The following is a 25,527-nucleotide window of genomic DNA, read 5'->3' on the forward strand; positions in this document are numbered from 1 at the left end:
CCTGGCTAGGGTAGTAGGGGTTACCTTTATGGTATGCGCCTCGTCAAGCACCCCGTTTTGTGCAACTACTACGTCACTTACCGCTGCAATGCGAAGTGTGCGTTTTGCGACATCTGGGAGAAGCCCTCGCCTTACATTACCCTGGCTGATGTGGAGGCCAACCTGCGCGATTTAAAGCGGCTCGGGGTCAACGTGATTGACTTCACGGGCGGCGAGCCGCTGCTGCACCGGCAGCTGCCCGAGTTTTTGGGGCTAGCCCGGCAGCTAGGCTTCATCACCACCGTTACGACCAACGGCCTGCTTTATCCTAAAAATGCGGAGAAGCTGCGCGGCCTGGTCGATATGCTGCATTTTTCGCTCGATTCGGCCGACCGCGCCACCCACGACCTGGGCCGGGGCGTGGCCTGCTACGATTTTGTGCTCGAAAGCATTCGCGTGGCTAAAGAGCTGGGCGAGCGGCCCGACATCCTGTTCACGGTTTTTCGTAAAAACCTGGCCGACCTGGAGGCTGTGTACCGCGATATCACCCAGCCCAACGGCCTGGTACTCATCATTAACCCTGCTTTCGAATACGGCGACGTAGAAACCGGCGAGCAGCTCACCGAGGCCGAGCTGGACTACCTATCGGCCTTCGGCCGGCGCAAGGGCGTGTACCTCAACGAGGGCTTTATTGCGCTGCGGCGCGATGGCGGCAACCACGTGGCGGCGCCCGTGTGCCGGGCGGCCAGCACCACGCTCGTTATCTCGCCCCACAATGAGCTGGTGCTGCCCTGCTACCACCTCGGCGAGCAGAAGTTTCCCATCAACGGCCAGCTGTTTGAGGTGTATAATGCCCCGGCCACGCAGCGCCTGGCCGCCCTCGAAGGCCGCCTGCCGCAGTGCGAGGGCTGCACCATCAATTGCTACATGCAGCCTAGCTTCGCGGTCGAAACCAGCAAGTACTTCTGGCAAGCCCTCCCCAGCACGTTGAAATACAGCTGGGAAAAGGGTACCTGGAAGCGTTTGCTCCCCACCCGCTAGCCTTATGCCCGCGCTTATTCTGCCCGTTCACGGCATCTCGCCCACCATCGGCCCCGACTGCTTTCTGGCTGATAATGCCACCGTTATCGGCGATGTGGTGCTGGGGCGCGGCTGCACCGTGTGGTTCACGGCCGTTATTCGGGGCGATGTCAACAGCATCCGTATCGGCGACGAAACCAATATCCAGGATGGAGCGGTGCTGCACTGCACCTTCGAGCAGGCTGCCTTGCGCATCGGCTCGCGCGTGAGCATTGGCCACCGGGCGCTGGTGCACGGCTGCACCGTGGAAGACGACGTGCTCATCGGGATGGGCGCCATCGTGATGGACCATGCCCTGGTGGGCACCGGCTGCATTATCGCGGCGGGCGCCGTAGTGCTCGAAAACACTGTGTGCGAGCCCGGCTACCTCTACGCCGGGGTGCCGGCCCGCAAAATAAAGCCAGTAAGCGCGGCGCAGGCCGCTGGCCTGCGCCGCACGGCCGCCAATTATCAGCGCTACGCCAGTTGGTTGAAATAATAATATTGTATTATAATTGTTATATAATAATAATTAGTAAAAAGATTTAAAATGGACAAGGTGTGCTAGCTTGGTAATAGGATTTGCTGGTAAATAAGGTGCCTGCTAAGCAGAAATAATTACTAGTAAATTATTTTAATTAAGATTCTGAAAGAGAGTGTTTTAAAAATAAAAAAATCTTTTATTTTTAAACATTAAATAAGGTATAGTACAATAAAATTTTTATCTAAAATATTCAAAATTTGGAAAATAAATGATTGATGGTTTAGCTTTGGCGCCGACACCATCAATCACTTTTTTTCAAATGAAAAAATATTACCAACTAGTTTTGGCTTTGGGAATTGCCAGCGCCTCGCTCTCTTCTTGCAGCCGCTCCAACTACGCTTTCAATAGCAGCGCACCCGCCTACCTGGGGTCGCAGCAAGTAAATACTGTGCCTCTAGCTGCGGCGGCAACCCTCGAAACGACTTCCGCCACTGCCTCAGTTGACGCTACGCTTCAAGTAACCGAAGTAGCGCCAGCTCGCCATAGTGCTCGCCGCGCGGCTCGCCGTGCCAGCGCGCATGTAGCTGCCGGTGCAGAAATAAACACGCCAGTTGCTGCCGCAAAAACGCCCGTTGCGAACCTTAATCGCAAAGCTTTCAAGAAAGAGCTGAAACGCCAATTGGCAGCTGCTCCTCAGGGTACTACTGCTGAAGGCAAAAGCCAGGTAGTAGCGGCTGTACTTTGCTTCTTTTTAGGTGGCTTGGGCATCCACGATTTTTACCTGGGGCGAGTAGGTAAAGGCATCCTGCAAATTTTTCTGTCGCTGATACTAATTGGGTTTATCCTTGTCATCATCGACTTTGTGCGCATTCTCACCGGCAACCTAAAGCCCAAAGACGGGGACTATGCGAAAAAAATATAATGAGTTGAAATACAGGGTAAAATAGAAGGATAACACTTGTATTCGATAATAAAAAGGGCGGGTCACTTCAATTGAAGTGGCCCGCCCTTTTTACCAGCTTAGCCTGTATTGACAAGTACCCTGCCTGGGGCCAGCTAGATGGCTTATTTCGCAGCTTGCCCTCAAGCGAAATAATTTGTAAAGTCAGCCAAAATTCTTCTATAACCTGCGATTTGAAAGAGTAGGGGGCAATTTTTGCCCTGAGTAGCCACTTGAAGCAGCTAGTCTAAAGTCTGTAGATAAGAAATAATGATTTGCTACTGCCCGGTGGCCTAGCGTGATTTGAGTCAAGATTAACCTCGCCTTTGTTATGCCCTTTCGCGCCGCCTGCTGCTGTCACTGGTTGTTCCTGCTTACGCTAGTTGCGCTAGGCGCTTGTCAGCGTGCCAGCTACTCATTTCAGGCTTCCAGTGCTGGCTGGCCGCCGCTGCCTACTGCTACAGCGCCAGACGCAGGAGTTGCCCCGGCCAGGCTGAGAGATACGCCGCTACCGTTGGCAGCCTGGCAGAGGACTAGGCCCCTGCGGCAAAACAAGAAGGCCGCTGCAGTGCGGAAGCAGGCAAAATCATTAACAAAATTACAGCAATGGCTGCCAACGTTATTGAAGCAACCTGCTGTTGCTTATGCTAAGGCTCAAGACGTTAGCAAACAGCAGCCGGGTCCGGCAGATACCACTCCTCACCGGCGTACCAAAGGCATTGCCCTGTTGCTGGCCTTGTTTGTGGGGGGCATTGGAGGACACCTGTTTTACTTAGGCTACTATGGGCGCGGTACCGCGTATCTGGCTGCTACCGCGGCTGGGTTTCTGCTTCTTGTAGTGGCAGTAATCGGCAGTATTGCTACTCTTTATGGCGGCGGAGCAGGGTTTATGGGCCTGGCGATAGCCGGAGTAATTTTGAGTAGTGTCGTGAGTCTGCTGAGCCTGATAGATATGGTGCGTATCATCACCGGCGACCTCAAGCCCAGGAATGGCGAGTATTTCCCTCGCTTTTTTCAAACCCGCGATACCCCTTAATAGCTTACTGGCTAGGCCAGTGGGTCTTCCGCAGCTACTAGCGGGGCAGTATTGATAACGCGCAATTGCACCATCTCCACTACGCGGCCGGTGCGGCTAAGCACCCGAAACTCGTAGGGCTCGAGCACGGCCACGTCGCCTACCTCCGGAATGTTGCCGTAGAGCACGTTCAGCAGGCCGCCCACACTTTCGTAGTCGTCGCCCTCGGGCAGCGGGTAGGGCAGGTACTCGTTGGCATCGGGGATGGCCGTAGCGGTATTGACCCGGTACTCGGCTTCCGATATTTTCTCCACCACGGGCACCTCGTTGTCATACTCGTCCTGGATTTCGCCCACCAGCTCCTCCATGATATCCTCGATGGTTACGATGCCCGACACGCCACCAAACTCGTCGCTCACCACGGCCATTACAATGTGCTTGCGCTGAAACTGCCGCAGCAAGCGGTTGATTTTCTTGGTTTCGGGCACGAAGTAGGCCGGGCGCATAATGCGGGCCAGCTCCAAGGGCTCGCCCCGCCGAATGATGGGCAGCAGGTCCTTCACATAAAGCACGCCCACGATATTGTCGATGTTGCCTTCAAAAACCGGCATCCGCGAGTAGCCCTCGCTGAACACCGTTTCCAGAATCTTGTCTTCCGGGGCGTTCACGTCGAGGGCGGCGAGCTTGGTGCGGGGCACCATAATCTGCTTCACCATGCGGTCGTTGAACTGGAATACATTCTCAATCAGCTCGTGCTCCGAGTCCTGAATCTCCCCGCTTTCCTTGCTTTGGTCCAGCAAAAGGCGCAGCTCATCGGAGGTGTGGGCCTCGGTGCCGTGGCCGCCACTGTGCAGCCCCACCAGGCCTAGCAGCAGGGTAGAGGCCTTCGACAGAAACCAGGTGAGCGGCAGCGTTACGAGGTAAAACACCCGCAGCGGCAGCACCAGGGCCAGGCTCACCGCTTCGGGCCGCTGAATGGCCAGCGCCTTCGGAAACAGCTCGCCGAACAAGACGTGCAGAAACGTGAGGACAATAAGCCCCGCGCCCACCGCAATGCTGTGCGCCAGCGCCACCGTAATGTGCAGGTGCAGCCGGGGCAGTAAATCCAGAAAAATTTCGGTAAACAGCTCCTCGCCCACGGCACCCAATACCAGCGAAGCTACCGTGACGCCAAACTGCGTGGCCGACAAGTAATCGTAGAGCCGGCGCAGCACGCTCACGGCTTGGCCGGCTAGCCGGCTCCCTTCCTTGGCTTTTATCTCAAGCTGCGAAAGCCGCACCCGGATGAGGGAGAACTCGGCCGCCACAAAGAAGGCGTTTATTAAAATCAGGAAAAACGTGAGGAGTAGCTGGGTGCCCATGAGCCTGGCATACCACCGATACGAACCGCCGGGGTAGCCTAAGTAATGCAAAAGTACGCACGTAGCAAGGGCCGGTTGGCGCCGGGCCGCATAATGCGTCGATTTGATGGCGCTTAAATGAAGAAGAGGCGCCCCCCAAGCTGGAAAGCGCCTCTACTAGGTATGCTGTAGCGGAAGGACTTGAACCTCCACGAAGAAGTTAGGCGCGGGCTCCGAAAAGCCAGTGCTTTATCCCCGAATCTCCACCCCCGAGATAGGAGGGCGTGTCTGCCAGTTTCACCACACTACAAGGTTTGGGTCGCCACGCCGTTTGCGTTTTGATGTGTCAAAGGTAAGACACAAAATTTGGTCTTTGCAAATTTTATTTAAAAAACCTTCAAAAATTATTTAATCTTCAAAAAAGAAGGTGTGTTTGTGAGAAGTTGCCGTAATTTTGAATTCTTATTAGCAGCCCACCATGTCCCGTCCCTACGAACTCGACGATATTGACCGCCGCATCCTGAGCCTGCTGGTGCAGGATGCCAAGCTGCCCTATTCCGAAATAGCCCGCCAGCTGCACGTGTCGGGCGGCACCATTCATAGCCGCATGACGCGGCTGGAGGAGCTTGGAATTGTGCGCGGTGCCACCCTCGACCTTGACCTGACCAAGGTAGGATTTGGCATTCAGGCCTTTCTGGGCATTTTTTTGCTGAAAAGCTCTTTCTGCGACTCGGTTATTGCGCAGCTGCGCGACATTCCGGAGGTTATCAGCGTGCACTTTACCACGGGCAGCTACAACCTGTTTGCCCGGCTGGCCTGCCGCGACACCCAGCACCTGCGCAACGTGCTGCACGACTTGGTGCAACAGATAGAAGGCGTAGAGCGCACCGAAACCCTCATTTCGCTGGAGGAGGTATTCAGCCGCACCGTGCAGCTCGAAGAAGCCCCGGTAGATGTAGCTAAATAGCCCCTACTATTGTGGTATTGCCAAAGCGCTAGGGCCCAAAAAAGGCGCCACCCAGTCGGGTGGCGCCTTTTTTGGCTTCGGTAGCCTAACTGGCTGGGGCTGCGGGGGCCGCCGGGGTAGACTGGGGCGGGGCCGCCGGTGGGGCGGCCTGCTGGCCTTGCACCAGCAAGCCTACTAAGGCCTCGACCAGGCCGCCGCCCGCGCCCGCGCCCGTGCCAGCGCCGTTGGCCTGCACATCGGGCGTAATTTTCACCTGTCGGTCGCCGATAATTTGCATCAGCTGCAAGGCCGTAAACTCGCGGGTGCCGAGGCTAGCCACGCCTACCTGGTAGGCCTCGGCCTTGGCCTGGCCAATGGCGCGGATGGCTTCAGCCTCGCCCACGCCGCGCAGGCGCGTGGCCTCCGAATCGGCAATGGCGCGCAGGCGGGTGCTTTCGGCTTCGCCGCCAGCGCGCAGCTTGGCCGCTTCGGCTTCACCGCGCACTTTCTTTACTTGCGAGTTGGCATTTAGCTCGGCAATATTTACGCCTTGCTCGCTCTTTACCAATTCGCTCTGGATGTCGGCAATACTGGTTTCGCGCACTAGGGCCTGGCGCTGGGTTTGGGCGGCCTGCTGCACCTCGTAGGTTTTGCGCTGCTCCTCGGCCAGTTTGCGGTCGGTTTGGGTGGTCATGAGCTGGGCCGGCGGCACAATGTCGCCAATGAGTGTATCCACAGCCTGCACGTTGTAGGTAGCTAGGGCAATGCGGATGAACAAGGCTGCATCGCGCTGGCGCTCGGCGCGGTTGGTGAGGTAATCGAGCACTGTGTACTCCTGCGAGCTGTTGCGGAAGTAATTGCCCACAATCGGCTCCAGCACGTGGTCGACCAGGTTTTGCATCGAGCCCACCCGCGAGATGACGCGCGGCGCATCCAGCGCCGCCACGTGAATAATCTGGGCCACGTCTAGGTTAAACGAAAAACCGTCGCGCGAGCGCACCGTAATGCTGCTCAAGGAGTTATCATAGCCATGCGCCTCGGTGCGGGTAGCCCAGTTGAGCACGATATTGGTGGTGGGCACCAGCTCTATGCGCATAATGCGGGTGTTCAGGGGCTGGCGGCCGGGGTAAAGCGGCGTGACCCAAATGCCTTTGTGGCCTACTTCCACGAGGTTGCCGTGGGTGAAATCGGCCCCGCTCACATCCTGTGCCGGGCGGCCCACGAAGGAAATCACCACGCCCACGTGGCCAATCGGAATCTCGGTCATGGGCACCTGCTCGACGCGGCAGAACCAGGGGTTCAGGTTCCAGGCGCCGCTCAGCAGCACTTGTTCTTGCAGGCCGCGCCGGCCCCCGGCGGCCAGGAAGCGCTGGGCATCCTGAAAATTGTCGTGCTCTGGAATAACCGGGCCGGCTATCTCGCCCGGCTCAATCGGCACGCCGTCGAGAGTCGTTACGATGCCTACCGCGTCGGGTACCACGCGGTACACTGCCAGCTCGCTAGGGTTCATGCCCATGCTTTCGGCATTGCGCCGGGTGAGGATGGTAAAGAGCGCCGTATTAATACGATAGGTGCCCGCCGTGAGAATACCGAGCTGCCGGCCTTTCTCGCCGCCTTTCGTCAAGAAAGCACGAGCATCTTGGTAGTCATCACATTCCACTACCCGGCCCAGCATGTGCGAAGGCGGAATAACAGCTCCGCCATTGGCCACCACCAGCCCGATTTCACCTTGGGGAATTACCGTTACGGGCTCTTTGGTAACGGCAAACTGCCAGGGCCATAAAAAGAAGTGCCAGCCGGGGGCTAGCGTGTCGGCCTGCAGGCCGGCCTCGCCTTCCAAGGCAATAAGGCGGCCGGCTGCCAGGCTGGTACGGGCAAATTTCTTGGCCACAATGCCTACTTCCAGCTCGCCAATAACGACGATGCCAAGCAGCGACTTGGCCAGCAGCAGCACAAGCAGCAGCCCGCCCAGCACACTGAGAAATACGTAAAAAGCTGAAACAGTAAGGGCTAGCAGCATAAAAAAGGTGAGAAAAAGAATCAGGTAGCAAAGTAAAGCTATAAAAAAGTCCTTCCCAGACTGGCCGGGAAGGACTTCATCGCTAGCCCAGGGTGGGCATTACATAGTGGTTTTGGTCGTAGTAGTTTTCGTCTTGTTGGTTTTGTAGCGCATGTCGGGCGTGCCGTCGGCCTTCATAGGACCAGTTTGCACGGTTTTGCTCGACTTATAGCGCATATCGGGCGTGCCGTCGGCCTTCATGTGTGTGGTGCTCGAAGTCTTGGTCATGCCCGAAGGGGTGGTCATGGTGCTCGACTTGCTCATCGTGGCCTGGTTCTTCGACATGGTCGAAGACTTGCTCATGCCGGCCGGGTTGGTCGAGGTGGTAGTGCGGGTAGTGGTGGTGGCCGGTACCTGTGCCGTTCTAGTGGTCGTCATTTTCGACGAGCTGCTGCTCATGGTGCCGGTGGCCGGGGTGGTTTGGGCCTGGGCCGCTAGGCCGCCAGTAACCAATAAAGCGGCGAGAAATCCAAAAAAGCGTTTCATGGTGTGAGAAGAAAATGGGTGGATGGAAAGCTCTGCCGTACCCGGCAGAAAATGTGCCGAAATATAGCGGCTTTATCGATGAACTCGCGCTAGCCCTCGCGCCCGGTTTAAACCCGGTACGCCGCCGGCCGTCCAACGCACGTTCCCACTTCACGAGCAACTAACCACCCACTCTTTTTGCCATGAAAAATTTTCTTTTTTGCGTAGCCGTTACCGCGCTACTGGCTGGCAATTTGCTAGCCGCTGCGGCCCAAATGCCTGGTATCAATGCCCGCCAGCGCAATGAGCGCGCCCGTATCCGGCAGGGCGTGCGCTCGGGCGAGCTGACCCGTAGTGAAGCGGCCCGTATGCGCGGCCGCGAAGCGGGCATAACGGCCGAAAAGCGGGCCGCCCGCGCCGATGGCATCGTGACGCGAGGCGAGCGCCACGACATCCGGCGCACCGAAAACAGCGCCAGCCGCGCCATTTACCGTCAGAAGCACGACCGCCAGGTGCGCTAGGCCCCGCAGCTTGCCTGAAACAAAAAAGCCCCGCGCTACACTAGCGCGGGGCTTTTTTGTTTCTAAAATCGAAGCTTTACTACACTTAGGCAGTTACCTGAGCTTCCAGCTTTTGGGCAAGCACATGCTTGGGCACGGCGCCTACTTGCTTATCTACAATCTGGCCGTTCTTGAAAACCAGCAGCGTCGGGATGCTACGGATACCGAACTTCATCGACGTCTGGGGGTTAGCGTCCACGTCTACCTTGCCTACGATGGCTTTGCCTTCATATTCGCCGGCTAGCTCTTCTACTACCGGGCCTACCATGCGGCAGGGGCCGCACCATTCGGCCCAAAAGTCCACGAGTACTGGCTTATCCGAGTTGATAATCTCCTCGAAATTGGCGTCGGTTATTTCAATTGCTTTGTGCGCCATGACGCTAAGGGAAATATTAGTGAGAAAACGTCCGGCGTGTACGGCCAACGAGGCCGCAAGGTAGCGGAGTTGATGTAGAACAAAGGTAGAAAGCGAAAGGTTTGCCAGCCCCGCTAAGGCTGTGGCCGGGGAGATGGGCTCGACTCCGAGCGCCGGGGTGGCTCGGCCGAAGGCGTGGGCGTGTCCGGGAAAGCGTCGTGGCCCCAGCGCCAGCCCCCGCCGCTCAAAACCAGGTTTAGCAGCAGCTGAATGCTGCCGTTGTGAAAGCGGTTGCCACTACCGGCATAAAAAGCCCCCGAGCCTTGGCCATCGCGGTACACGTTGCTGATGTCACCACTATAGCGCAGCTCGATGCCCGCGTTGCCACCGGCAATCTGGTAGCCTATGCCGGCCAGGTAGCCCCAGTTCCAGCGCGTTAGTGCCTCGGCGCCGCTCCCGACTATCTCTTTGAAGTTATCTGCATCGCTGATACCAGCGGGGACCACCGTTTCCTCCCGGTCGAGGGCTAGGCTTACCTGGGGGCCGGCCGCTACGTACCAGCCGGGGCGGTTGCCGCTGCCGGGGCCGTAGGTGAAGAGTACCGGCAGGTCCAGATAATGCAACTCGGAGCGGCAGATATTTTCGTTGGAGGCGGTGGGCAGATTAGAGGCGTGCCCTCGGGCGTAGGCATGCCAATAGTCGTAGCGCACTGCCCCTTTGCGCGCGTACAGCAGCTCGGCTTGCCAGGCGCTGCGGGCCGCTAGCCGCCTGGTAGCCGATAGCCCTCCCGTGAAGCCGCCTTTTAAGCCCGTCTGCCAGCCGATGTAGCCGCCGCCAGTGTAGGTGCTTAGGTTGAAGCCGCTTTTCAAGTTGAATAGTACTGGCTGGCGCAGCGCGGCGGCAGGCAGGTCCTGGGCCTGCGCCGCCAGGGCTAGTGAGTTCAGGCCCAGCACCGCGAGCGCGCAACAGGCAGCCGGCCGAAAGCGCCCCAGTGTGCCAGAGTGCGGCAGAGTAGGAGCAGGTAGCCTAGTAGAAAAGTGCAGCATAGCAGAAGCGAGGTAAAGAACTAATTCGGGACGAAAATAAGCCTTTCAACTTACTTTTAGCCTGTTGTAAACCAACTGCTAAAGCACTTACTGGGGCAGTCTATCGCATAACGCCGAAGCCTTTTGTCCGCACCACCAGGGCTATCATCCCGGCGGTGTGGACAAAAGGCTTCGGCGCTGCGCAGTAGTGAAGTCTTCCGAATGCTAAGCCTGCGCTCTAAATCAGGGCGCACACATCCAGCTCAAACTCGCGCATTTTGTCGATAAACGTCTTGGGCTCAATCTGAAAGCGGCGCGAAAACATATCAACGGCCAGCCGCTCGTGGGGCTCCACAAATTGTATCTCCAGGCGCTTCGAGCCCTTGGCATACTCTATAGCTTCCTGCAAGCGGTCTATCATGGGGCCCGTTACGGTGCGCAGGTCCAGCTTCACGCGCACACCCTTGCTGAGCTTATCGGCCACGTTGCTGAGTTGCTCCATCGTTTTGATTTTCAGTTCCCACTGGTCCTGGGTGCCGTAGCGTAGCTCCATCTTGCCGCGCACAAACATGGGCGGCACCTGGTCGTTGTGGTAGTTTTTGGGGTTGATGAGCGGCCCGTACTTGCTGAAGTCGTCGCGGAACAGCGCCAGGTTCAAACTAGAATCGTAGTCTTCAATGTTGAACGACACCATCGGCTGGCCGCTCTTGGTAGTGCGAAACGTAACGCCCGAGATGAGGCCGGCGATAGTGACGTCTTTGCCTTTTTGCGCGTCGAGCTTGTCGAGCGGGCAGGTGCAGTAGGCGTCAATTTCCATGCGGTAGGTGTCGAGCGGGTGGCCCGACAGGTAGAAGCCTACTACTTCTTTCTCGCGGCGCAGCTTCTCGGTGGGGCTCCAGTCTTCCAGGTCGTTGACCTTGGGCAGCGGCGCGGCCACTGCCCCAAAAGCGCCGGCGCCAAACAAGCTGTGCTGCGCCGATTCCTTGGCCGCCTGGTGCTGCTGGCCCAGCTTCATCGCCTTTTCGATGAGGTTCTGGTCGCCGGCCGGGGCGTCCATAAACTGGCGGCGGTTGTACTTCTCAAAGCTGTCGAATGCGCCGGCCTGGGCCAGGCTTTCCCAGGTTTTCTTGTTTACCGAGCGCAAATTCACGCGCTTGGCAAAGTCGAATACATCGGAGAACGGCCCATTTTTTTTGCGCTCATCCACCAGTTCAAGTACGGCGGCTTCGCCCGCGCCCTTCACGGCGGCTAGCCCGAAGCGAATCTGGTTTTCGCGCGGCACGTTGAATTTCTGCTCGCTTTCATTCACGTCGGGGCCTAGCACGGCCACGCCCTGCTTGCGGGCTTCCTCAATGAAGAAGGTCACCTTCTTGATGTCCCCCATGTTGTTGGTGAGCACGGCGGCCATGTACTCGGCGGGGTAGTTAGCCTTCAGGTAGCCAGTTTGATACGCCACTACCGAGTAAGCCGCCGAGTGCGAGCGGTTGAAGCCGTATTCCGCAAATTTCTCCATCACGTCGAAGACTTCGTTGGCCTTCTTCGCCGGAATCTTGTGCAGCTCGCCCGCGCCCTTGATGAACTTCTCGCGCTCCATCGCCATCTTCTTCATGTCCTTCTTACCCATGGCGCGGCGCAGCAAGTCGGCACCCCCCAGCGAGTAGCCAGCTAGAATCTGGGCCGTCTGCATAATCTGCTCCTGGTACACCATAATGCCCTGGCTGTACTCCAGGATGGGTTTCAGCAGTTCGTGCGGGTACTCCACGGGCTCGCGGCCGTGCTTGCGGTTGATGAAGTCGGGGATGAACTGCATCGGGCCGGGCCGGTACAGCGCGTTCATGGCAATCAGGTCTTCGATGTTGGTTGGCTTCAAGTCCTTGAGGTACATACGCATACCTTCGGATTCGAACTGGAACGTGCCGATGGTATCGCCGCGCTGGTAGAGCGCGTAGGTCTTGGGGTCGTCGAGCGGAATGTCGTCGATGTCGATTTTTACGCCGTGGTTGCGCTCAATCAAATTCAGCGCATCCACAATGATAGTCAGGGTTTTGAGGCCCAGGAAGTCCATCTTCAGCATCCCGGCGCTCTCAATCACCTTGCCGTCGAACTGCGTGATGAGCAGGTCCGAGTCCTTGGAGGTCGAAACGGGGATGTAGTTGGTAATATCATCAGGCGCGATGATGACCCCCGCCGCGTGGATGCCCGTGTTGCGCACCGAGCCTTCGAGGCGCTCGGCCAGGGCCAGAATCTGGCCCTTGAGGTCGCTCTGGTCGGCCCGGATGGCTTGCAGCTCGGGCACGTCGCGGAAGGCGCCGGCTAGGGTCGTGCCCGGCTTCTCGGGCACGAGCTTGGCAATTTCGTTGGCGGCGGGCAGCGGCAGTTCCATGGCCCTGGCCACGTCTTTGATGGACGACTTGGCGGCCATCGTGCCGAAGGTGATAATCTGGGCCACCTGCGTTTTGCCGTACTTCCCCACCACGTAGTCAATGACTTTCTGGCGGTTCACGTCGTCAAAGTCGATGTCGATATCGGGCATCGATACGCGCTCGGGGTTCAGAAAGCGCTCGAACAGCAGCGAGTACTTGATGGGGTCGATGTTGGTGATGCCCACGCAGTAGGCCACCGCCGAGCCGGCCGCCGAGCCCCGGCCGGGGCCCACGGCCACGCCGATATTGCGGCCGTGGTTGATGAAGTCCTGCGTGATGAGGAAGTAGCCCGCAAAACCCATCGTCTGGATGATGCGCAGCTCATAATCAAGGCGTTCCTCTACCTCGGGGGTGCGCTCGGCGTAGCGCGGGGGCTTCGTCATGGTCACGGAGCCGTTGCCGGCGCCGGGGCCGAAGGCGCCCACGTAGGTCAGCTCGCGCAAAAATTCGTCGGCGTTGGCGAAGGGCGCGGGAATGGGGAAGTTGGGGAGCAGGATATCGCGCGCCAGCTTGGGCGGCGTAATCTTATCCACAATCTCGTTGGTGTTATCCACACTTTCAGGCACGTCGCTGAACAATTCGTTCATCTGCGCCTGGCTCTTGAAGAAGAACTGGTCGTTGGCGAAGCCGAAGCGACGGCGGCGCTGCTTGGGCGGCTTTTGCAGCTCCTCGTCGATGCGCGAAATCATGCGCCGGGCGTTGTCGTCGTAGCCGTGGGCGCCGCGCAGGTTGTCGAGGGTGTCGTAGTGCACGCGCTGGTCGGCGGTGAGTACGGTATAGTAGTTCGTCTCGAAGTCGCCGACCGGGATGCTGCGCTCCTCGGCCGTGTTCACGCACAGCAGCAGGTCGTGGGCCGCGTAGTCGGTCTGGTCTACGTAGTGCGAGTCGTTGGTGCAGATAACCTTGACGTTGTGCTTCTTGGCTAGCCCCAGCAGTACCTGGTTTACGTCTTCCTGGCTTTTGCCGGTGCCGTCGAAGTTCATTAGCCCGTGCCGCTGAATCTCGATGTAGTAATCGTCGCCAAACACGTCGAGCCACCACTTCAGCAGCTCCTCGGCCTTGGCCTCGCTCTCGAAGAGAATGGCCTGCGGAATCTCGGCCCCGATGCAGCAGCTGGTAGCAATCAGGCCTTCGTGGTACTTGAGCAGCAGCTCCTTATCGATACGCGGAAACTTGGAGTACACACCCTCGATAAAGCTCATGGAGCAGAGCTTGGCCAGGTTGTGGTAGCCGGCCTGGTCCTTGGCCAGCAGCAGCTGGTGGTAGCGGTTGTCCTTTTCGCCCTTCTCGCGCAGAAAAGTCTTCTTGTGGCGGTCGGCCACCATGTAGAACTCGCAGCCCACTATCGGCTTCACGTTGTACTTGTTGGCCTCGGCCACGAAGTTGAATGCCCCGAACATATTGCCGTGGTCGGTGAGGGCCACGGCGGGCATGCCGTCGGCCTGCGCCTTCTTCATGAGCGCCGAAATGCTGGCCTGGCCGTCGAGCAAGGAGTACTGCGTGTGCGAGTGAAGGTGCGAGAAAACGGGCATAAGGCAAGAACTTAAAAGTGAGCTTAGAACAACAAAACCTGGGCAAGCAGTTTACCGCAACGCCCTAATTAGTGGCTCTTCATCGAAAGCTAAAGTTACCGCCTGGCTAGGGGTTGGCGGCGGGCGGTAGCCGCTCGAAAGTAAATAAGCTTGAAAATGAGCCCGGTATTTTACCTACTGCCGAACTTCGTGCCCGCCGTGCCGGTTACCTTCGCCACAGGGGCCACAGTGGCCCGTCGCTAGGGCTGCGTTCAGTTCTCTTTGCTGCCCGCCGCGCCTGCTTCGCCCAATTACCCCGCCAGGGGCTGTGGGGGCCGAAGAAGCTGCCGCAAGTAGCTTCTTCCCGTCGAAGCATTTATGAAAGTACTGGCCGCCTCTACCGACCCGGTTTATACCCAGCCGGCCTTCCCGTCGCGGCTAGATGCGTGGCTAGCCCGCTACCTGCAAGACGAGCGCGACCTGCCGTTTGCCTACCTCATCCTCAAAATAACGGCTACCATGCTGCCGCTGGCGGTGCTGCTGTTTGTGCCGGCGCTGCGCGGGGCATGGTGGTGGGCCACGTTTGGGCTGTTCTTCTTTTTTAGCAATGCGCGCTTTAAGGGGCCGTTTGGGCTGATGCTGCACTGCACCAGCCACCGGGTGCTGTTCAAGAAGAAATACGGCTGGCTGAACAATTACATTCCGTGGGTGCTAGGGCCGTTGTTTGGCCAAACGCCGGAGTCGTACTTCGTGCACCACATGGGTATGCACCACCCCGAAAATAACCTGCCCGACGACCAAAGCTCGACCATGTTTTACCAGCGCGATTCGCTGCGCGGGTTCTTGCGCTACCTTGGCGACTTCCTGTTTCTGGGCGTGGCAAAGCTGGCGGGCTATTTTACGCAGCGCAATAAAACCACCCTACGCTACCGCCTTTTGCGCGGCGAAATCCTGTATGCCGGCCTCACGCTGGCCCTGGCCTTCGTGAACCTGCCGGCCACGCTGGCCGTGTTCGTGGTGCCATTTGTGCTGTCGCGGGTAATCATGATGCTTGGCAACTGGGCCCAGCACGCGTTTATCGATGCCGAGGCACCCGAAAATTGCTACCGCAACAGCGTAACGTGCATCAACACTGCCTACAATCACAAGTGCTGGAACGATGGCTACCACATCAGCCACCACCTCAAGCCGGCTATGCACTGGACCGACCACCCGCACCACTTTCGCCAGAACCTGGCGCAGTACGCTGCCAGCGAAGCCATTGTGTTTGATGGCATCCACTTTCTGCACATCTTTTTTTACCTCATGGCCAAGCGCTACGACCTGCTGGCCCGCCACTTTGTGCTGCTCGATGGCACCGAGCGTTCGGAGGCCCAGGTAACGGAGCTGCTGCGCAGCCGCACGCAGCGCATCAGCCGCGCGGTGCTGGTGCCGCAGCTGGCGTAGCCTCGACACTTGGCTGTAGGCGTTTTTTCGCAGAAGAAGCGGCCAGGGTCAGGCTTTTACGAGCGTGCCTTTTGCCCGGGGCGGCGCAGGCGCCAGTGGTGCCAGGGCTTTGGGTGCTGCTCCAGGTAGGGCAGCAGCCAGGCTAGCACAGCCAGCGTAAGGCCGGTGCCCAGCGCCGAGCCGGCGTATACGTCCTCCACAAAATGCTGGGCCAGATACACCCGCGAGTAGGCAGTGAGCGCGGCCAGCGTCACAAAAGCGTAGCCCCAGCGCTTGTCTTTCACCAGCAGCGTGAGCAGCAGAAACACCGAAAAGGCCGACGTGGAGTGGCCCGACGGGAAGCTCTTGAGCGTGCCCATCACCACGCCCTCCACTACGTGCAGGGGCGGGAAGCCCGGGTTTTCGCTGAAATAGCGGAAGGGGCGCGGGTGACCCGTGAAAATGAGCTGTTTGCCAATTTGGGCGGCTAGCGAGGTCACGGCAAAGCACACGAAGCTCACAAACGCCCAGCGAAAGCGCACGAACAGCAGCCCCAGCGTGATGAGCACGTAGAACAGCCCGTCGCCCACGTTGGTGAAGGGCCGAAAAAACTGGTCGAAAAACGGCGTGTTGTGGCCATTCACCCAAAAAAACGCCAAGTGCTTGGGCGTAGCCAGCAGCACGGTGCCAAGCAGCACCAGCAGCACGGCGTAGGGAATGAGGAAGGTGCGGGTTTGCCGGAGCAGATAGAGCATAATGTAGGGTAAGCTTTAGCTTGCCGCCCTAGCGCGAGGGGTAATGCGGGCCAGCCGTAGGCCAGCTAAAGCTTACCCTACAAAGGTAGGACCGCTAACTTGCGGCTCTTAACCCGTTTTTTCCCGCCTCAGTATGCGCTACGGTCCCATTGCTCCCGAGCTGTTTGTTGAAAATCGCCGCCGCTTCCGCGAGCTGCTGCCGCCGCAGTCGCTGGCCATTTTCAATGCCAACGACATTCTGCCTACTAATGCCGACGGCACGCTAGCCCTCAAGCAGAACACCGACCTGTTTTACCTCTCGGGTGTAGACCAGGAGGAAAGCATCCTCGTCATCTGCCCCGATGCGGCCCTGGCCAAGCACCGCGAAATCCTATTCCTGCGCGAAACCTCCGAGCATATTCTCGTGTGGGAGGGCTACAAGCTTACCAAGGAGGAAGCGCGCCAGGTGTCGGGCGTGCCCACCATCATGTGGCTCGACCAGTTTCCGGCCGTGCTGGCGGCCCTCATGAACGAGGCCGAGTACGTGTACCTGAACTCGAACGAGCATATTCGCTCGGTGGTAGAGGTCGAAACCCGCGATGCGCGCTTTATCAAGGACATCCAGCGGCGCTACCCGCTGCACCAGTACCGCCGCGCCGCCAGGCTCATGCACCAGCTGCGGGCCATCAAGAGCCCCGAAGAAATCCGGCTGATGCGCCGCGCCTGCGAAATCACCGGCAACGCGTTTCGGCGCGTGCTAGGCTTCGTGCGGCCCGGCGTGTGGGAGTATGAGGTGGAAGCCGAGATTTTGCACGAGTTTGTGAAAAGCGGTTCGCGCGGGCCGGCCTACACCAGCATCATCGGCAGCGGCGAAAGCGCTACTATTCTGCATTATATCTCCAACGACCGGCAGTGCCAGGATGGCGACGTGCTGCTGCTCGACTTCGGCGCCGAATACGCCAACTACGCCGCCGACCTGTCGCGCAGCATCCCGGTCAATGGCACCTTCACGCCGCGCCAGCGTCAGGTGTATGAGGCCGTGCTGCGAGTCTTCAAATTCGCCAAAACCCGGCTGGTGGTTGGCAACTCTATCGAAGAATACCACAAAGAAGTGGGCCAGACGATGGAGCAGGAACTCATTAAGCTCGATTTGCTGAACGCCAGCGACGTGCAGAACCAGGACCCCGACGCGCCGCTCTACAAGAAGTATTTCCCGCACGGCACCAGCCACTACCTGGGCCTCGACGTGCACGACGTGGGGTATAAATACCGCAAGTTTGAAGCCGGCATGGTGTATACCAATGAGCCGGGCATCTACATCCGCGAGGAGAAGCTGGGAATTCGCCTCGAAAACGATATTCTCATCACGCCCACCGGCAACGAAGACCTCATGGCCGATATTCCGCTGGAGCTGGCCGATATCGAGCGCCTCATGAAGCGCTAGCCCCCAGCGCAGCACTAAAACCACACGAAGCCCAGCTTAGCAGCACTTCCGGCCATTGCCGGCCGGGCTGCCAGGCTGGGCTTTAGTGCGCTCGCTGAGTGGGGTAGCTGATTGCTAGTAACTTGGTAGCTGTACCCACCTTCCGGGCTTGAGTAGGTAGCGAGGCTGGCTGAGTGGTTGTTTCAACCTGTAGAACCTATTCCATGATGCTCGTTGCGTTTCGCTCTCATAAGTTGACAGGTAGCGCGCTGGTGGCCCTGGCTACCCTGGCAGGTTGCTCGCAACCCCACGATTCGGCGGCTACTACCGCGGCCGACTGGCGCCTGCTGGGCTTTACCAAGGCTGATAGCGTGAACCCCATCATGGGGCCCCAGGCGGCGGGCGTGTTTCAAGACCCCATTTTGCAGCGGCCTGTGTGGTGGGAGGAAAAAGATGTGTACAACCCGGCCATGGTGGTGCGGGGCGATACGCTGTACATGCTTTACCGGGCCGAGAATAGGCCCGGCGCGAGCGGCAAGGTATCGCGCATTGGCCTGGCTAGCAGCGCCGATGGCGTGCACTTCAGGCGGCGCCCGCAGCCGGTGCTGTACCCTGGCAACGACGCCCAAAAAAAATATGAATGGCCCGGTGGGGTAGAAGACCCCCGCGTGGTAGAAGGCCCCGGCCAGCGCTATTACATGACGTACACGGCCTACGATGGCACCCTGGCCCGCCTGCAGGTAGCCTCGTCGCCGGACCTGGTGCACTGGACCAAGCACGGCAGTGCATTCAGCCAGGCCTACGGGGGCAAGTACGTGAATAAATGGAGCAAATCGGGCGCCATCGTTTCCCGCTACGGTGCCGATGGCCGCATTGTAGCGGCCAAAATCAAGGGAAAATACTGGATGTATTGGGGCGACGCCCAAATCTGGCTAGCTACTTCCAACGACCTCATCCACTGGACGCCGCTAGAAATGGCCGCTGGTGGCAAGCCCCCGGTAACCCTGCGCGACCAAGCCCTGACCATGCCCAACCTGCTGGTGGTGCTGCCAACCCGCACCGGCAAGTTCGACAGCAACCTGGTGGAGCCCGGCCCGCCGGCCATGCTTACCCCGCAAGGTATCCGCCTGATTTACAACAGTCGCAACGTGCCGCTCTACGGCGATAATACGCTGCCCGAGGGTACTTACTCGGCCGCCCAGGCGCTGTTCGACAAAGACGACCCGACCAAGCTAGTGCAGCGCATGGACACGTATTTTATCCGCCCCGAGCGCCCCTACGAGCTAACGGGCCAGGTAAACCAGGTGGTTTTTCTGGAAGGGCTGGCGCAGTTCCGGGGAAAATGGCTGCTGTACTACGGCACCGCCGACTCCAAAATTGCGGTGGCTACCCGCGCCGTGGCCCCCTAGCCGCAGTTACTGCGCCACGGGCCGCTTGAACAGCAGCAGGTGCTGCTGCGGTAGCGACTCAATCGTATCGGCCAGCACGAGGCCCACGGCCAGCATCTCTTTGCGAGCCTGGGCCACCGTCATCTTATGAATCGGCTTGATGGGCACGTCGGGGTCCTCGGCCCGGTACTCTACCAGTGCCAGCCGGCCGGTGCCGGGCCGCAGGGCATTGCGAATGGCCAGGCCCATCTCGTGCGGGTGGTCAAACTCGTGGTAGGCATCCACGATGAGCACCACATCGACCTGGCTGGCGGGCAGGTGCGGGTCGGTGGTGGTACCTAGCACGGGCTCCACGTTGCGCAGGCCATTGCGGGCCTGGCGCTGCTTAAGCTCGGTTATCATTTCGGGCTGAATATCAACGGCCAGCACCCGCCCGCGCGGCACCAGCGGCGCCAGCCGAAACGAGAAAAACCCGGTGCCCGCCCCGATATCGGCCACCACATCAGTAGGCTTGAGATGCAGCTTGCTGATGAGCAGGTCGGTGCCTTCTTCCTGGCTGCGGTCGTCGCGCTCCAGCCAGTCGGCGCCCTCGTGGCCCATTACGTGGGCAATCTGCCGGCCCTGGTAGTAGCGGCCAATGCCGTTGGGGTCGCGCGGGGGCCGGCTCTCGTAGCCCGACGAGTCGGGCAGCGAGGTGGTAATAGTGGCGGCCCGCAGGCCGGCCCGGTTGGCCACGCTCGATTCGATGGGCAACTGGGTGCAGGCCCCAAACCCCGCCACGGTTGCCAGGCCTAGCCATAGCACAACGCCATTCTTCATAAGCAACGTCAATTCTAAACTTAGCTTTTGCCAGCCCCACAACAACCATTGCGGCCCTAGCGTTCAGCTCGTAGTGGCGAAGCTACGAGGGCTTCGCGGGTTGGCTGTGTAAAAAAATAAGCGCTACAGTCAGCCAAATTCGCTTCTCTAACGTATTGCGAGCACAATTCTTTCATCAATTTTTGCCTTCACCTTATGCAAAACCTGACTTCTACCTTCGGCCGCCTCGCAGTGGTCTTGGCCGGTGCCCTCACTCTCGGCTCCTGCAGCCGCGCCGACTATGCCTTCCTGCCCAAATCGGCTTCTTACCTAGGCACCACTATGGCAGCGCCCAAAGTCCGCCCCACCGTGGCTTTGGCAGCTACGCCCACCGAGGTAGCCCAGACGCCAGTAGCCGCACCAGCTCCGGTAGCCGCTATGCCCGCCGTGGCTCCTGAGATTGTAGTGGCCACCGCGCCCGCCCCGCAGGCTGCTCCTACGCAAGCACCCGCTCCTAAAGCAGCGGCTCAAGCTGCTCCTGCCGCAAAAGCTATGCCCGACGCTACGGTGGCTACGGCCGCTCCCAAAAGCCTGAACCTGGTGCAGCGCATGGCTTTGGCTAAGGTTACCAAGAAAATCAACAAGCTGGCCAGCAAATCCTCGCAGTTCAAGCAGGGCGACAACACGGCCCATACGGCCCGCATCAACGGCAACCTGCGCACGGGTATTATCCTGCTGCTGGTAGGTTTGATTGTAGGTATCTTCAGCGGTCTGATTGGTACTATTATCGCCCTTATCGGCGTTATCTTCCTGGTTCTGTGGCTGCTCGACGAGCTATAAGCGACTGATTTAACTTCATACAAAAAGCCCCGGCTGCACAGCGCAGCCGGGGCTTTTTGCATTAGTAGCGGTTGCTACATCGGGTCTACGTCGGTTACCAACCGCGCCTGGCGAAACTCCTTCTGGTCGCGCACGGCCTCCAGGGCGGCGCAAATAGCGTGCTTGGCGGCCTTCAGCACCGTGTGCTCGCGGCTGAGCTTGATGACGATTTCCTGCAAAAAGAAATTGCGAATGCGGAAGATGTAGGGTGCTTCGGGCCCTAGCACCGGGCCGCGCCCCAGGCGCTCTACCAGCTCCTGGGTCAGGAAAATAGCGGCCTGCTGGGCCACGGCCTGGTCCATGTGCTTCACCGTCAGCTTTATCATGCGGGCAAAGGGCGGGTACTCGTGCTCGCGGCGCTGGGTTATCTCGTACTCGTAAAATTCGAGGTAGTCGTTGCGGATAACCTTGTCAAAAATTACCTGCGTGGGGTCGCCGGTCTGAATCAACACCTTGCCTTTCTTGCCCTTGCGCCCCGCCCGGCCGCTCACCTGCACAAACATCTGGTAGGCGCGCTCGTGGGCCCGGTAGTCGGGGTAATGAATAATGGCGTCGGCATTGACGATGCCCACCAGGCTCACATTCTCGAAGTCGAGGCCCTTGGTCACCATCTGGGTGCCCACGAGCACGTTGGTTTTCTGCTGCTCAAAGTCGCCAATAATCTGTTGGTAAGCATTTTTGGCGCGGGTCGTGTCCAGGTCCATGCGCTGCACGTTGGCTTGGGGCAGCATGATTTTGAGGTCGTCTTCCAGCTTTTCGGTGCCAAAGCCTTGGGTGCGCAGCGCGCGCGAGCCGCAGGCCGGGCACTGCGTGGGCATACCCTCGTGGTAGCCGCAGTAGTGGCAACGCAGCTCGTGGGCGTGTTTATGGTAGCTCAGGCTCACGGCGCAGCTCTGGCACTTGGGGATGTAGCCGCAGTCGTTGCACTCCGTCACGGGGGCGTAGCCGCGCCGGTTCTGAAACAGGATAACCTGCTCGTCCTGGGCAATGCGGCTTTCCATCGCGTTCAGCAAATCGGCCGAGAAGTGGTTGTGCATCTTCTTCTCGGCGCGCAGCTTGCGGGTGTCAATCAGCTCAATCTCAGGCATGCCGGCCTCGCCGAAGCGCTTGTTCAGCGTTACGAGGCCGTAGCGGCCTAGCCGCGCCTGGTAGTAGGTTTCGACGGCCGGCGTGGCCGAGCCCAGCAGCACCTTGGCACCCTGGAAGTTGCTCATCATCAGGGCCACTTCGCGGGCGTTGTAGCGCGGGGCGGGGTCGTACTGCTTGTAGCTGGCCTCGTGCTCCTCATCCACAATCACCAGGCTGAGGTTATCAAACGGCAAAAACACCGCTGAGCGCACACCCACTACCACCTGAAAGCGACCCGAAAGCACGCCGTTCCAGACCTCCACCCGCTCGTTGTCCGAGAATTTGGAATGGTAGACCCCTAGCCGCGAGCCGAATACGCGCATCAGCCGGGTCACAATCTGGGCTGTGAGCGCAATCTCGGGCAGCAGGTACAGCACCTGCCCGCCGCCATCGAGCGCCTGCCGGATGAGGTCGATGTAAATCTCCGTCTTGCCCGAGCCGGTTACGCCGTGCAGCAGCACAATGTCTTTCTGCCCAAACTGGCTCATCACCTCATCGCGGGCCACAGTCTGGGCTTCGTTGAGTTGGTAGGGCATTTGGGCCAGCGGGTTTTCCTCCAGCGGAAAGCGCGACACAATCTGGTCGAACTGCTCCAGCACGCCGTTCTTAATCAGCGTGTTCACGGCCGATGCCGAAAGGTGCGGCGAACTGGTGAGGTAAGCCTTCTCAAGCCCCAAATGGTTGAGGTGCTCATTCTGGTGCACCGGCACGCGCTGCAAATACTTCAGCAGCACATCGACCTGCTTGGGCTTGCTGGCCAGGTCTTCGAACAGCTTCTCAACGGCGCCGATGGCCGCCAGGTGGTGGGTTAGCCGCACTTTCTTCAGCACCTTGGGCGAGTACTTGTCCGACATCTGCTCGAAGAGAAAGATAACGTCTTTCTGCATCAAGGACTTAATGACCTTGTGGAACGAAGCAATGCCTAGCAGGTCGCCCACTTCGGTAAAGGTCAGGGCCTTGCCATCCTCGGTGCGCAGGTTGTCCACGATGCGCTGCTCCTTGTCATCGAGCGGGTAGGGGCTGCCCTCGGCCACAAAAGCGGGGTGCAGCTGAATCCGCGACTCGGACGAGAGCTTGAGCGCCGCCGGTAGCGCAGCATTGATGACCTCGCCGAGCGTGCAGAGGTAATACTCCGATATCCAGCGAAATAGCTTGAGCTGCGGCTGGGTCACGACGGGCGCATCGTCGATAAACTCCAGGATATACTTGGCCTGGTACTCCTTGGGTGGCGTTTCGTGCACGGCGGCCACGATGCAGCTCAGCGTGCGCTTGGCCCCAAACTGCACAATGACCCGGCCGCCGATTACCACGTTGTCGTTCAGCTCGTAAGGCACCCGGTAGGTGTAGAGCTTGGGCAGGGGCAGGGGCAAAATCACGTCCACAAACAGCGTCACGCGGTCGGGCGCGGCCACCGGGGCGGGCGTGGGAGAGGCAAATTCGAAGGTAAGCGACACGGGAAACAGCTAGCGGCAGGCGAATAGTAAAGATAACCCCGGCCGCCGGGACATAGTTACCCGCCCAGCGGCTTACTGCCCGGCCTGGCTCAGCTGAGCTAGCGCCTCGGGCACCGAGTGCACCGGCAGCTGGCAGGCGCGGTCGTGGCACACATAAATAGTCGTTTTATCGCTGTTGCTTCGCCCTTGCAACAGCGGCAACTCGCTGGGCACTAGTGAGCCAGCCAGCACATCATGCGGCAGAAAGTGTTGGCTCAACTGCTGGCGAAACTCCTCGGCTTGCGGCCCCACAATGGCAATTTCAGCGCCCGGCCGCAGCAGCGCCCCGTAGAGGCTGGCCCAATTGGCGAGATGCTGCGGCTCCTTCACTACCAGGGCCTGCACCTGGGCTAGCATAGTGGCCGCCAGCGCCTGATACGCGGGTTTTTCCAGGTGCCGGCCCAGGCGCAGCAGGTTGTGCGCCATCACCGAGTTGGAGCTTGGAATAACATTGTCGAACAGCTCTTTTTTGCGGGCAATGAGCGGCTCGGCGCTGGCATCGGTATAAAAGAACTGCTGCTCGGCGGGGTCAAAGAAATTTTCGAGTACGTAGGCCGCCAGCGCCTCGGCCTCGCGCAGCCAGCTTTCAGCGAACGTGGCTTCGTAGAGACTAAGGTAGGCTTCTATTACGAGGGCATAGTCTTCCAGGAAGCCAGAGATGGTGGCGCGGCCAGCCTTCCAGGTGCGAAACAGGCGGGGGCCATGGCGCAGGTGCTGCTGCAAAAACTCGGCGTTGCGCAGGGCTAGCGCCAGAAACTCTGCCTCGCCAAAAGCCCGGTAGGCTGCCAGCAGGCCGCTGAGCATAAGGGCGTTCCAGCCCGTTAGTACTTTGTCGTCGAGGGCCGGGCGCACGCGCCGGGCCCTGGCCGCCAGCAGCTGTTTTTGCCAGCCATGAACGAGCTTGGCCAGCACGTGCGGCGCTAGCTGGTGCGCGGCGGCAAAGTTGGTATCCGACTGCCGCCGGTGCAGGATGTTGCGGCCGTGCTCCCAGTTGCCCAGGCCGGTGCACTGGTAATAGGCCGAGGCCAGCGGCTCTTCCGAACCCAAAATCTTCTGCAATTCCTCCCGGGTCCAGACGTAGAATTTGCCTTCTTCGCCCTCGCTATCGGCATCCAGCGAGGAATAAAAGCCGCCTTCCGGGTTGGTCAGCTCGCGCCGCACCCAGTTCACCGTTTGGTACACAACCTCGCGGTACAGCAGCTCCTGCGTTACCTGATACGCCTCGCTGTACAGGCTTAGCAGCTGGCCATTGTCGTAGAGCATTTTTTCGAAGTGCGGCACAAGCCACTCAGCATCTACCGAGTAGCGGGCAAAGCCCCCACCCACCTGGTCGTAGAGGCCGCCCCAGGCCATTTCGCGCAGCGTAAGATTAAGCTGATTTAGAATAGTCGGGCTACCCGAAAGGTGGTGCGCCCGCAGCAAAAACCGCCAGATGCTGGGCATCGGAAACTTGGGCGCGCCGGTGGTGCCACCCAGCTCGCGGTCGAAGCTCTGCACCAGGTTATAAGCTAGCAGCTTGAAGTCTTCGTCGGTTACACTAGCCCTGGCTGGCTGGCCTGCGGCGCGGTACTTAGCCAGCTCGCTGGTTTGCAGCACCTGCGCAAAGCGCTCGGCCGAGCCTTCTAGCTCAGCCCGGTGCTTACTAGCGTAGGCCTGGGCCACGTTTTCGAGCAGCTTTACCCAAGTAGTGGGCGGAAAATAAGTGCCACCGTAGAAGGGCTTGGCTGCGGGGGTAAGCAGCACGTTCAGCGGCCACCCGCCCCGGATACCCATCGCCTGCACCGCCTCCATATACAGCTGGTCTACATCAGGCCGCTCCTCGCGGTCAACCTTGATGCAGACGAAGTATTCGTTCATCACCCGCGCCACCTGCTCGTTTTCAAACGATTCGCGCTCCATCACGTGGCACCAGTGGCAAGCCGCGTAGCCAATGCTCACGATAATGGGCTTTTGCTCGGCCTGGGCCCTAGCCAGCGCCGCGGGCCCCCACGGCTGCCAGTGCACCGGGTTGTGGGCATGCTGAATCAGGTAGGGGCTGGTTTCGTGGGCCAGGCGGTTGGTGGGTAGGGGAGGAAAGGCGGGCATGGCGGGGCAGGTG

At 59.3% G+C, this 25,527-nt stretch carries 20 protein-coding genes; 10 read left to right on the forward strand and 10 right to left on the reverse strand.

The window, feature by feature from the left end; genetic code table 11:
• Positions 1-33: 33 nt before the first annotated feature.
• The 4 genes from Q5H89_RS08470 to Q5H89_RS08485 all read left to right on the forward strand — a co-directional run bounded on the left by Q5H89_RS08470 (position 34) and on the right by Q5H89_RS08485 (position 3,498).
• Positions 34-1,020, forward strand: a complete 987-nt coding sequence (locus Q5H89_RS08470; protein WP_305018858.1) for a radical SAM protein — start codon at positions 34-36, stop codon at positions 1,018-1,020.
• 4 nt (positions 1,021-1,024) lie between these two features.
• A complete protein-coding gene (locus tag Q5H89_RS08475) occupies positions 1,025-1,537 on the forward strand; it encodes a gamma carbonic anhydrase family protein (RefSeq protein ID WP_305018859.1) in 513 nt (170 codons plus the stop codon).
• Between the two features lie 304 nt (positions 1,538-1,841).
• Entirely contained in the window at positions 1,842-2,444 is a 603-nt protein-coding gene (locus Q5H89_RS08480) for a TM2 domain-containing protein (RefSeq protein ID WP_305018860.1), read from the forward strand.
• 349 nt (positions 2,445-2,793) lie between these two features.
• Entirely contained in the window at positions 2,794-3,498 is a 705-nt protein-coding gene (locus tag Q5H89_RS08485; RefSeq protein WP_305018861.1) for a TM2 domain-containing protein, read from the forward strand.
• An 11-nt stretch (positions 3,499-3,509) separates the two neighbouring features.
• Here the strand turns inward: Q5H89_RS08485 and Q5H89_RS08490 are convergent, their stop codons facing one another.
• On the reverse strand, positions 3,510-4,838 hold the full coding sequence (locus Q5H89_RS08490; protein WP_305018862.1) for a hemolysin family protein: 1,329 nt from the start codon (positions 4,836-4,838) through the stop codon (positions 3,510-3,512).
• 457 nt (positions 4,839-5,295) lie between these two features.
• On the opposite strand from Q5H89_RS08490, the gene Q5H89_RS08495 reads away from it, so the two are divergent.
• A complete protein-coding gene (locus Q5H89_RS08495) occupies positions 5,296-5,784 on the forward strand; it encodes an Lrp/AsnC family transcriptional regulator (RefSeq protein WP_305018863.1) in 489 nt (162 codons plus the stop codon).
• Between the two features lie 85 nt (positions 5,785-5,869).
• Here Q5H89_RS08495 and Q5H89_RS08500 read toward each other — a convergent pair whose 3' ends face one another.
• Positions 5,870-7,783, reverse strand: coding sequence for an SPFH domain-containing protein (locus Q5H89_RS08500; protein ID WP_305018864.1), 1,914 nt, complete (start codon positions 7,781-7,783; stop codon positions 5,870-5,872).
• Between the two features lie 99 nt (positions 7,784-7,882).
• Positions 7,883-8,308, reverse strand: coding sequence for a hypothetical protein (locus Q5H89_RS08505; RefSeq protein ID WP_305018865.1), 426 nt, complete (start codon positions 8,306-8,308; stop codon positions 7,883-7,885).
• A 182-nt stretch (positions 8,309-8,490) separates the two neighbouring features.
• Between Q5H89_RS08505 and Q5H89_RS08510 the strand changes: the two genes are divergently transcribed.
• Positions 8,491-8,808, forward strand: coding sequence for a hypothetical protein (locus tag Q5H89_RS08510; protein WP_305018866.1), 318 nt, complete (start codon positions 8,491-8,493; stop codon positions 8,806-8,808).
• An 85-nt stretch (positions 8,809-8,893) separates the two neighbouring features.
• On the opposite strand, the gene trxA is transcribed toward Q5H89_RS08510, so the two are convergent.
• The 3 genes from trxA to dnaE form a co-directional block, all read right to left on the reverse strand.
• Complete coding sequence (gene trxA / locus Q5H89_RS08515) at positions 8,894-9,223, reverse strand: thioredoxin (protein ID WP_305018867.1); 330 nt, start codon at positions 9,221-9,223, stop codon at positions 8,894-8,896.
• 113 nt (positions 9,224-9,336) lie between these two features.
• Positions 9,337-10,248: a porin family protein gene (locus tag Q5H89_RS08520; protein ID WP_305018868.1), complete on the reverse strand. Its 912-nt coding sequence runs from the start codon at positions 10,246-10,248 to the stop codon at positions 9,337-9,339.
• A gap of 217 nt (positions 10,249-10,465) precedes the next feature.
• Complete coding sequence (gene dnaE / locus Q5H89_RS08525) at positions 10,466-14,182, reverse strand: DNA polymerase III subunit alpha (protein WP_305018869.1); 3,717 nt, start codon at positions 14,180-14,182, stop codon at positions 10,466-10,468.
• Between the two features lie 357 nt (positions 14,183-14,539).
• Here dnaE and Q5H89_RS08530 point away from each other — a divergent pair, with 357 nt between their 5' ends.
• A complete protein-coding gene (locus Q5H89_RS08530; RefSeq protein WP_305018870.1) occupies positions 14,540-15,607 on the forward strand; it encodes a fatty acid desaturase family protein in 1,068 nt (355 codons plus the stop codon).
• 56 nt (positions 15,608-15,663) lie between these two features.
• Here Q5H89_RS08530 and Q5H89_RS08535 read toward each other — a convergent pair whose 3' ends face one another.
• Positions 15,664-16,341 (reverse strand): phosphatase PAP2 family protein, encoded by a 678-nt coding sequence (locus Q5H89_RS08535; protein WP_305018871.1) that lies wholly within the window; start codon positions 16,339-16,341, stop codon positions 15,664-15,666.
• Positions 16,342-16,474: 133 nt separating this feature from the next.
• Between Q5H89_RS08535 and Q5H89_RS08540 the strand changes: the two genes are divergently transcribed.
• Both Q5H89_RS08540 and Q5H89_RS08545 read left to right on the forward strand, forming a co-directional pair.
• Positions 16,475-17,764, forward strand: coding sequence for an aminopeptidase P N-terminal domain-containing protein (locus Q5H89_RS08540; RefSeq protein ID WP_305018872.1), 1,290 nt, complete (start codon positions 16,475-16,477; stop codon positions 17,762-17,764).
• Between the two features lie 203 nt (positions 17,765-17,967).
• Positions 17,968-19,152, forward strand: a complete 1,185-nt coding sequence (locus tag Q5H89_RS08545; RefSeq protein ID WP_305018873.1) for a glycoside hydrolase family 130 protein — start codon at positions 17,968-17,970, stop codon at positions 19,150-19,152.
• Between the two features lie 6 nt (positions 19,153-19,158).
• Here Q5H89_RS08545 and Q5H89_RS08550 read toward each other — a convergent pair whose 3' ends face one another.
• A complete protein-coding gene (locus Q5H89_RS08550; RefSeq protein ID WP_305018874.1) occupies positions 19,159-19,950 on the reverse strand; it encodes a class I SAM-dependent methyltransferase in 792 nt (263 codons plus the stop codon).
• Between the two features lie 195 nt (positions 19,951-20,145).
• Between Q5H89_RS08550 and Q5H89_RS08555 the strand changes: the two genes are divergently transcribed.
• Positions 20,146-20,769, forward strand: a complete 624-nt coding sequence (locus tag Q5H89_RS08555) for a hypothetical protein (protein WP_305018875.1) — start codon at positions 20,146-20,148, stop codon at positions 20,767-20,769.
• 74 nt (positions 20,770-20,843) lie between these two features.
• On the opposite strand, the gene priA is transcribed toward Q5H89_RS08555, so the two are convergent.
• Together priA and Q5H89_RS08565 are read right to left on the reverse strand one after the other, a co-directional pair.
• Positions 20,844-23,390 (reverse strand): replication restart helicase PriA, encoded by a 2,547-nt coding sequence (gene priA / locus Q5H89_RS08560; RefSeq protein WP_305018876.1) that lies wholly within the window; start codon positions 23,388-23,390, stop codon positions 20,844-20,846.
• Positions 23,391-23,462: 72 nt separating this feature from the next.
• The gene (locus Q5H89_RS08565) at positions 23,463-25,514 is read right to left on the reverse strand and encodes a thioredoxin domain-containing protein (protein ID WP_305018877.1); all 2,052 of its coding nucleotides are present in this window, start codon (positions 25,512-25,514) and stop codon (positions 23,463-23,465) included.
• Between the last annotated feature and the right edge of the window lie 13 nt (positions 25,515-25,527).

Source organism: Hymenobacter cheonanensis (assembly GCF_030581075.1).
In the GTDB taxonomy this organism is placed as follows: domain Bacteria; phylum Bacteroidota; class Bacteroidia; order Cytophagales; family Hymenobacteraceae; genus Hymenobacter.

Coding starts and splice junctions, on each gene's coding strand:
- dnaE (WP_305018869.1), bottom strand. CDS start 14,182: ATGCCCGTTTTCTCGCACCTTCACTCGCACACGCAGTACTCCTTGCTC.
- Q5H89_RS08530 (WP_305018870.1), top strand. CDS start 14,540: ATGAAAGTACTGGCCGCCTCTACCGACCCGGTTTATACCCAGCCGGCC.
- Q5H89_RS08505 (WP_305018865.1), bottom strand. CDS start 8,308: ATGAAACGCTTTTTTGGATTTCTCGCCGCTTTATTGGTTACTGGCGGC.
- Q5H89_RS08565 (WP_305018877.1), bottom strand. CDS start 25,514: ATGCCCGCCTTTCCTCCCCTACCCACCAACCGCCTGGCCCACGAAACC.
- Q5H89_RS08510 (WP_305018866.1), top strand. CDS start 8,491: ATGAAAAATTTTCTTTTTTGCGTAGCCGTTACCGCGCTACTGGCTGGC.
- Q5H89_RS08550 (WP_305018874.1), bottom strand. CDS start 19,950: ATGAAGAATGGCGTTGTGCTATGGCTAGGCCTGGCAACCGTGGCGGGG.
- Q5H89_RS08490 (WP_305018862.1), bottom strand. CDS start 4,838: ATGGGCACCCAGCTACTCCTCACGTTTTTCCTGATTTTAATAAACGCC.
- Q5H89_RS08545 (WP_305018873.1), top strand. CDS start 17,968: ATGATGCTCGTTGCGTTTCGCTCTCATAAGTTGACAGGTAGCGCGCTG.
- Q5H89_RS08485 (WP_305018861.1), top strand. CDS start 2,794: ATGCCCTTTCGCGCCGCCTGCTGCTGTCACTGGTTGTTCCTGCTTACG.
- trxA (WP_305018867.1), bottom strand. CDS start 9,223: ATGGCGCACAAAGCAATTGAAATAACCGACGCCAATTTCGAGGAGATT.
- Q5H89_RS08535 (WP_305018871.1), bottom strand. CDS start 16,341: ATGCTCTATCTGCTCCGGCAAACCCGCACCTTCCTCATTCCCTACGCC.
- Q5H89_RS08470 (WP_305018858.1), top strand. CDS start 34: ATGCGCCTCGTCAAGCACCCCGTTTTGTGCAACTACTACGTCACTTAC.
- Q5H89_RS08540 (WP_305018872.1), top strand. CDS start 16,475: ATGCGCTACGGTCCCATTGCTCCCGAGCTGTTTGTTGAAAATCGCCGC.
- Q5H89_RS08475 (WP_305018859.1), top strand. CDS start 1,025: ATGCCCGCGCTTATTCTGCCCGTTCACGGCATCTCGCCCACCATCGGC.
- Q5H89_RS08480 (WP_305018860.1), top strand. CDS start 1,842: ATGAAAAAATATTACCAACTAGTTTTGGCTTTGGGAATTGCCAGCGCC.
- Q5H89_RS08495 (WP_305018863.1), top strand. CDS start 5,296: ATGTCCCGTCCCTACGAACTCGACGATATTGACCGCCGCATCCTGAGC.
- Q5H89_RS08520 (WP_305018868.1), bottom strand. CDS start 10,248: ATGCTGCACTTTTCTACTAGGCTACCTGCTCCTACTCTGCCGCACTCT.
- Q5H89_RS08555 (WP_305018875.1), top strand. CDS start 20,146: ATGCAAAACCTGACTTCTACCTTCGGCCGCCTCGCAGTGGTCTTGGCC.
- Q5H89_RS08500 (WP_305018864.1), bottom strand. CDS start 7,783: ATGCTGCTAGCCCTTACTGTTTCAGCTTTTTACGTATTTCTCAGTGTG.